The sequence below is a fragment of the Fusobacterium sp. genome (genome assembly GCF_030528405.1).
In the GTDB taxonomy this organism is placed as follows: domain Bacteria; phylum Fusobacteriota; class Fusobacteriia; order Fusobacteriales; family Fusobacteriaceae; genus Fusobacterium.
The window spans coordinates 1-7,516 of sequence record NZ_JAUMYY010000058.1 but is presented as its reverse complement, the minus strand read 5'-3'; the positions used below and the strand labels follow the sequence as shown (position 1 = coordinate 7,516).

Genomic DNA, 7,516 nt, shown 5'->3' with positions numbered 1-7,516 from the left:
ATCACTTTTTCAAGTTCGGCTTGAAGTACCTCTTTGTTTGGAATATACAGTGTATATCTTGACGCAAAGATAGTATTGGAAATGCCACCGAGTGCGTACTCCGCTTGTATGTTTTCCTTGTCGGTACATAAAATAATGCCAATCGGCTCTGCGTCCATCTCGTCATTCACTTCTTCCCTGAAATAATTCAAATACATATTAAGTTGCCCCACCGCTTCAGGCATCAGTTTTCCTGTTTTCAATTCTATCAACACATAGCTTCGGAGTATTTTGTTATAAAACACCATATCCACATAATAATGTGTATTCCCCAAAGTCACCCGTTGCTGTGAACCGACATACATAAAGCCTTTCCCCAGTTCCAACAAAAAGTTTTCAATATGAGCGATTAAAGCTTTTTCTAAATCACTCTCCATTATCGGCTTTTCTTCAGGTAGCCCCAAAAACTCAAAAACATAAGGGTCTTTGACAATATCCGAGGAACTCTGTATATCGTTGCCTTTTAATGCCAACTCTAACACTTTTTCCTTGTTCTCTTTTCCGGAAGAAAGCAATAATCTCTCATATAAGGATGTTGATATTTGTCGTTTAAGTTCTCTTACCGACCATCCGGCATTTTGACTTTCTTTTTCATAAAAAGAGCGTCTGCTATCATCAGATATTGATAATAATTCACTGTAATGCGACCAGCTTAATTTTCCAGACACTGTCTGGAAAATTGGATAAGTCAAATAGAACTTTCTCATATTAAAAAGATTGGACTTAGAAAAACCCCTACCGAATTCTTTGGTCAAATTTTTTGAGAGATTTTTAAGTAACTCCGCTCCATATTCAGCTCTTTCAGAATGATTCTGCTCATTCGTAACAATTCTCTTCCCAATCTCCCAATAAGTTTGAAGCAATGTCGAGTTTATTTCCATTGCAATATGGTTTCTTGAATGAATGACTAAGCTCTTTATTTCATCATAAAGTCCATTCATTGTACTTTCATCCTTTAACTTAATTTCGCTCATCTTATTCCTTTCCATAACCATCATCAAAGCTAATCACATCATTAGGAGTGCATTCAAGTGCCTTCATACATTTTTATAACTTCTTGGTACTCCCTTTTTACTTCCTCCCTCAAGGAAATAGGCTCTAATATCTCTGCCTCTTTCATAAATCCTCTAAAATACATCTTAGCATTTTCATTAGCAGTTTCAAAATAAAAAATATCTCCCTCTCTTTTTATGAATTTAGGTCTGTAATCCGTAAGTCCTTTCATCATACTTTCTCCTAAAGTTGTCAGACGAACTTTTACTACATTCCCCATACTTAAGAAAGGATCATATTTCTTTCTCATATTTTCAATAAATTTTTTATCTCTCTTTTTTACTTTTTCAGGCAAAATAGAAATTATTTCCAGTTCTTTTAGTTTATAATTTTGATATGAATTTTTACTCTCCACATAACAAAATAAAAAATTTTCATTTCCTTTATCTTCTCTACGAATAAATATTGGTTCTATATCAAAAATCTCTGAAAAATATTTTATTTTAATTTTACTATCTTCTTTTATCGCATCAAGTATAGTCTTCAATCTATCCTCATAGATAAAAAGTTCCCTTTGATACTTAAACTTAGAGCAATATATCTCAAATAATTCTCTAAAATATTCTGCCTCTATTTCAACTTCATTGGATTTTAAAACATCATAATAAATCTCTTTATTATTTACATTCAAGTCAAATTGAATAATTTTTTTATAGGATCTTCCCTGAGCCTGAAGTAATCTCTCAGAGTCAATTTTTTTATTAAATTTCAATTTTTCCAGAATATAATTACAAAATTTATTATTATTAATCCCAAAATCTTCCTGATCTATTTTCATTATATACCAAATATCTTCCGGAACTGTAACTCTGATTTTCTTCAATACTCTCCCTCCTTGACTTAAATATAATATTTTTTAATTATATTATAGAAGACTTACTTTTTCAAGTTTAAATATCATTCTTTCAGTAAAAAATTAACTTCACTATCTTATTTTTACTACTGCTATATTTCATAGTATCCATAAGCATTTGCTACATTTTTAGTTTTTCACCTCCTAATTTTTTTATTTCTTTCCTATAGTCACTTTTATAATTTACTTTTCACTACTAATTATATAATTAGTCTTTAAAATGAAAAAAGAATTGCTATAGTTAAAATTAATACTGCAACACATACACCAATAAGTTTTAAAAATGAAATCTATATAAGAATTGGCTCTAATAATAAACCTGCAAGAGTATTTCCAGAAAAATTAAGAATTTTATGGAATAAAGCTAGTGGATTCAATTACGAAGAAACAATAGTAAAAGAAAATCTTTCTGTAGAAGAAATTTTAAAGTTATTAGATTTCAAAACATATTTTAAAATGAAAGATTGGCTAAGTGACAAATCACCTTTAGAAATAATTAGAGAAATGGAACAAGATGGATTTATAAAAAAAGATAATTCTTCTTACCACGTGAAAGCTTTAGGTGCATTGCTTCTAGCACATAATTTAAAAGATTTTAATTTAGAAAGAAAAGGTGTTAGGATAATAATATACAATGGTATTACCAAATCATCTATTAGGGAGCAAATGGAAGGAAAAAAAGGTTATGCTTTAGGATTTGAAAATATAATAAAAAGTCTTAAAAAATTTCTTCCTCAAGAGCAAAGATCTGTAGATGGAAGAATGGAAACTTTTGAATTTTATCCTAATACCATTATAAGGGAACTAGTTGCAAATGCAATTATTCATCAAGATTTAAGCATTGCTGGTTCTGAAGTAAAAATTGAAATTTTTGAAAATCGTATTGAAATCACAAACCCTGGCAAATCAGTTATCGATGTTTGGAGATTTTATGATTGTAATAAAAGTCGAAATGAAAAACTTGCTTATTATATGAGACAATTAAGATTGTGTGAAGAATTAGGAAGTGGCATAGATAGAATCGTTGAAATATCTGAGCAAAAAAATCTTTTTACTCCTAAATTTATCATTACAAATGAATATGTTAATGTTAAACTATTTAAAGATAAAAAATTCGAACAGATGGTCGATGACGATAAAATGAATATTTTATTCTATCATTGTTGTTTTAAATATTCTGTTGATGAATATATGACTAATTCTTCTCTGAGAAATAGATTTGGTTTGGATAATTCAAAATCCTCTACAGATAAAATAAGCAATTTAATAAAAAAAGCAAGAGAAATTAATATTATTAAATCTGGACCTAATAAAAGTTATATTCCTTTTTGGGCTGAGTAAAAAGTTTTCGAATGATTTCGAATACATTAAAATTTTATGTTGATTTTAAAGTAAAAATAAAAAATATTTTATCAAAATTGAAAGTAAACACGGATTTTTCTTATTCCATAGTAAAAAAGCTGTTGCAAATACTTTTAAAATGCAACAGCTCCTAGATTTTTTTCACACTCTCTTTTCTATTTTATATTTTTTATCATTTCTGCAACAAATAAATAGTTTTCATAAGCTTCTTTTATATGTGGCATATCCAATTTTAAAGCATTAGTTGGAAACTCAGTAAGCGATTGAGAACGTAATACTTCTCTACGAAGAGTGTTTACAAAAGTTCTGAAACTTTTATTTGTAATACGATTATACTCTATTGATTCAAACTTACTTTGACGATAAAATTCTTGTAAAGTTTTATTCTTTATATCTTCCTTATCATCAGCAAAAATTTCATCATATTTTAAGTCTACTATTTTTCCATCTTCATAGATAACTTCAAGTCTTGTGCTTATTCCACTGTCATATGGTTGAGTTATTCCTACATATCTCTTATTAGTAGCTTTTCCTTCAACTTCTTTTGCCATTTCTTTTAATAAAGGCACAAACCCATTTCTTGCACTGTTAGATGAGCCGAACAATGTCTTATATTCAAAATCTAACTTTTGATTTTTTAACACCTGCCATTCTAAATAACTCATTCCATTTATAAGTGTTACCAAAGTGTAATCCGTTCTTGCGTTTTTTGCTTGGAAAAAACCATAACCTGAACGACGCTTTGTTTCCCCAGCCCATTCAGAAGCATAATATGTAATAGGTGGTCTTTCATTTAGTTCTATATGCACTATTTCATTGTTATTAACCACAACTTCAGCATAAGCCTCATAGCCACCATCAAAAACTTTTTTTCCAGAATAATAATCCCCAACTATAATTCCCTTAGGAGCTTGAACAGACCAGTACATTGCATCTATTTTTTCTTGTCCTTTTTTAGTTTTTTTCTTTGCTATTTCCATAGCTTCTTTAATTTTGGGATCCATTTCCAGTTCCTTAGATACTCCCTTTTTTCCATCATACTTCAATGTTTGAGAGTGGTTTATCATATCCGCAACAGTTCTTGAAGCTCCTGCTGATGCATCATAGTCATAAACTTTCCCATTTATAACTATTTCTTCAGAATTTTGATCTATGTATTTGTAATAATTTGGAGTATAATTTATTTTTTCTCTTTTCTTATTTTGAAATACATAATCTTCCAAGTTAATAAGAGTTTTCCATTTATCAATTTGACTTACTGTTGGTGCTGCTACAGCATCGACTTTCATTGTTGCACCTGCTTTAGCATCTACATTTGTTTTAGCACTAACTTCTAAAGAAAATACCCCCAGCAGTAAAAATGTTTTTAAAATATTCATTCCCTTTTTCATAATTTATCTCCTCCTATTTTTGTTTGATTTTCACTATATTTTAGCAAATTTTCTCTATTTTGTATATAATAAAAAACTTTATCAAACATTTTACAAATTATAAAAATATCTAAGTTAAAAACTTATTCAAGAACCTTTTAAAAAACATCTGAATAACTTGTCTTCTCCTGAAAAATTTTCATTAATACATCTGTTGTTAAATTTTCTTTTTCTTTATCACTTATATCCAAAATTATTTCTCCATTATGAAGCATTATAAGTCTGTTTCCATATCTTATAGCATCTTGTAAATTGTGTGTTATCATAAGTGTTGGAATCTCTGCTTTTAAAACTATTTCCTCTGTCTTATCCATAATCAACTTTGATGTTTTGGGATCAAGAGCTGCTGTGTGTTCATCAAGTAATAGGACTTTAGGTTGATTTAAAGTTGCCATTATTAAAGCTAGACACTGTCTTTGTCCCCCAGATAAGTATTTAACTTCTGTATCCATAAAATCTTCCAATCCCAAATCTAATTCTTTTAAAAGCTTTCTATAATCTTCTTTTCTTAAATGATTTAGTCCCAAACTAAAACCAAATCTTTTACCTTTATTATCAGCCATAGATAAATTTTCAAATATAGTCATTGAAGGGGCTGTTCCCATTGCAGGATTTTGATAAACTTTTGAAATAAATTTTCCTCTTTTATGTCTTGCCATTAAATTTATATTTTCACCATCCACCTCTATAAAACCTTCATCTGGCAATACATTCCCTGTTATCATATCTAATAAAGTTGATTTTCCTGCTCCATTGCTTCCAATAATTGAAATAAAATCTCCCTTTTTTATATCTAAATTTAATCCTCGAAAAATTCCTTTTTCCTCTCCTAAAGCTGAATAAAATGTTTTTTTTACCTCTGATATACGCATCATAGGATATCACTCCCCTTACCTCTTTGATGACGAATCCATAATACTAAAATAACAATAATTGATGTTATCATTTTTAAATCACTAGCATTTAAACCTAAAGATAGAGTTAGAGCAACAACTCCCCTATAGAATATTGAACCTATTATTGCTATGGTTGTTCCCATTTTTCTTTTTCTTTTACTAAATAAAGTATCTCCAATGATTATTGAAGCAAGACCTATAACTATTGTCCCTGTTCCCATACCTACATCAGCGAAACCTTGATATTGTGCTAGTATTGCTCCTGACAATGCAACAAAAGAATTTGATAGCATAAGACCATATATTTTATATTTTTTTTCATCTAAGCCCAAAGAAGTAATTAAATTTTCATTATCACCTAAAGCTTTCAGAGCAAAACCAAATTTTGTCTTTAACAAAAAATCTAATAAAAATTTACTTATTAAAATCAACAATATTATAATAGTTAAATTTGAAAAATCTGTATTAAATATATTTTTTTCTTCAAATAGTGGTATATTAGACTTTCCCATTATTCTTAAATTTATGCTATATAAGGCTGTCATAACTAAAATTCCAGCAAGTAAGTCCTTAACTTTTAATTTTACATGTAATATTCCTGTTACTGCTCCCACTAAGGCTCCCGCTAAAATTGCTATTAATAAACTTACATAAGGATTTATTCCTATTGTTAAAAGTTTTGCTGAAACAGCTGCTCCTAAGGGAAAACTTCCATCAACTGTCATATCAGGAAAATTTAAAATTCTAAATGAAATATATACTCCCAAAACCATTATTCCAAAAATAAGGCTCTGTTCTATCGTTGCCTGTAACATTTTTACTCCTCTTCTATATTTAATATTTTATTGCATCCTTTAAAATTGTTTTTTCAAGAGATATACCTAATTTTTCTGCTGTTTTTTTATTTACTACCAATTTATTTTCTTTTAGACCCTCCACTTTGATATCTTTTATTTCTCTACCATTTAAGATCTCTATTATTCTTTCCCCAGTCTGGTAGCCCAACTTCTCATAATCTATACTCTGACTTACTAAAGAACCCTTTTTAACTAATTCTTCTTCTGAAGCAATAGTAGGTATTTTCTGATCTAATGCCTTTTTATTTACTAAACTAATTGCAGATGAAACTAGATTATCAGTTGGAAGATATAAGACATCTATTTGTTTAAATAGAGAATTTAATGCTAAGTTTATATCATTTATAGAGTTAACTCCCTTTTCTACTATTGTTAAATTATTTTCCTCTAATATTTCTTGAAATTTTTTCAAAATAACTAATGAATTTTGTTCACTTGGATTATATATAAAACCAATCTTCTTGGCTTTTGGAAATAAAACCTTAATTAGTTCCACCTGTTCTTTCAAAGGAGAAGCATCTAATGTCCCCGTTATATTATTCCCTTTTAATCCTGCACTTATATGATCTGTAACTGCTGTAAAAACTATTGGTATAGTTTTAGTTGTATTTAGTGCTGCCTGTGCTGATGGTGTTGAAATTGCAACTATTAAATCTTTTTTACTAGAAACAAAATTTTTAGCTATTAACTGGGCTGTTCCGAAATCTCCCTGTGCTGATTGATAATCAACTTCAATATTTTTATCACCAGCTTTTTCTTTAAAAGCTCTTTGGATTCCTTCTCTTGCAGCATCCAATGCAGGGTGCTCAACTATCTGCGTAATTCCAATTTTTACTTTTACTTCATTTGATAATGCCAATGTGGTCAAACAAAACAACAAACTTAAAACTAATTTTTTCATCTATACTCCCCCTCTTTTTGAATCATTGGGAGCATTCTATCATAATTAGACTTATTGAACCAGATAACAATTTAAAAAATTTTTTGTTCGGTTTTTTTATTTTTTTTTATTTATTTTTAATATTT

7 protein-coding genes are annotated in these 7,516 nt (G+C 28.9%); 1 reads left to right on the top strand and 6 read right to left on the bottom strand.

Annotation, left to right across the window (positions count from 1 at the left end; all coding sequences use genetic code 11):
• Both Q4A58_RS07680 and Q4A58_RS07675 read right to left on the bottom strand, forming a co-directional pair.
• Nucleotides 1–1,013 (bottom strand): YhcG family protein (locus tag Q4A58_RS07680; protein ID WP_303118063.1); only part of this gene is annotated, 1,013 nt, incomplete at its 3' end.
• Nucleotides 1,014–1,066: 53 nt separating this feature from the next.
• Nucleotides 1,067–1,915 (bottom strand): WYL domain-containing protein, encoded by an 849-nt coding sequence (locus tag Q4A58_RS07675; RefSeq protein WP_303118061.1) that lies wholly within the window; start codon nt 1,913–1,915, stop codon nt 1,067–1,069.
• A gap of 486 nt (nt 1,916–2,401) precedes the next feature.
• On the opposite strand from Q4A58_RS07675, the gene Q4A58_RS07670 reads away from it, so the two are divergent.
• Entirely contained in the window at nt 2,402–3,286 is an 885-nt protein-coding gene (locus tag Q4A58_RS07670; protein WP_303118059.1) for an ATP-binding protein, read from the top strand.
• A gap of 176 nt (nt 3,287–3,462) precedes the next feature.
• Here the strand turns inward: Q4A58_RS07670 and Q4A58_RS07665 are convergent, their stop codons facing one another.
• From Q4A58_RS07665 to Q4A58_RS07650, 4 genes are all read right to left on the bottom strand, one after another.
• The gene (locus tag Q4A58_RS07665) at nt 3,463–4,698 is read right to left on the bottom strand and encodes a hypothetical protein (RefSeq protein WP_303118057.1); all 1,236 of its coding nucleotides are present in this window, start codon (nt 4,696–4,698) and stop codon (nt 3,463–3,465) included.
• A gap of 137 nt (nt 4,699–4,835) precedes the next feature.
• On the bottom strand, nt 4,836–5,612 hold the full coding sequence (locus Q4A58_RS07660; RefSeq protein ID WP_303118056.1) for an ABC transporter ATP-binding protein: 777 nt from the start codon (nt 5,610–5,612) through the stop codon (nt 4,836–4,838).
• Nucleotides 5,609–6,448: an ABC transporter permease gene (locus Q4A58_RS07655; RefSeq protein ID WP_303118054.1), complete on the bottom strand. Its 840-nt coding sequence runs from the start codon at nt 6,446–6,448 to the stop codon at nt 5,609–5,611. The genes Q4A58_RS07660 and Q4A58_RS07655 overlap by 4 nt, the downstream gene beginning before the upstream one ends.
• A 19-nt stretch (nt 6,449–6,467) precedes the next feature.
• Nucleotides 6,468–7,391, bottom strand: coding sequence for an ABC transporter substrate-binding protein (locus tag Q4A58_RS07650; RefSeq protein WP_303118052.1), 924 nt, complete (start codon nt 7,389–7,391; stop codon nt 6,468–6,470).
• Nucleotides 7,392–7,516: the final 125 nt, after the last annotated feature.

What these genes read in the sequence shown, in the direction of transcription:
- Q4A58_RS07650 (WP_303118052.1), bottom strand. Translation starts at nt 7,391, where the DNA reads ATGAAAAAATTAGTTTTAAGTTTGTTGTTTTGTTTGACCACATTGGCA.
- Q4A58_RS07655 (WP_303118054.1), bottom strand. Translation starts at nt 6,448, where the DNA reads ATGTTACAGGCAACGATAGAACAGAGCCTTATTTTTGGAATAATGGTT.
- Q4A58_RS07665 (WP_303118057.1), bottom strand. Translation starts at nt 4,698, where the DNA reads ATGAAAAAGGGAATGAATATTTTAAAAACATTTTTACTGCTGGGGGTA.
- Q4A58_RS07670 (WP_303118059.1), top strand. Translation starts at nt 2,402, where the DNA reads ATGAAAGATTGGCTAAGTGACAAATCACCTTTAGAAATAATTAGAGAA.
- Q4A58_RS07660 (WP_303118056.1), bottom strand. Translation starts at nt 5,612, where the DNA reads ATGATGCGTATATCAGAGGTAAAAAAAACATTTTATTCAGCTTTAGGA.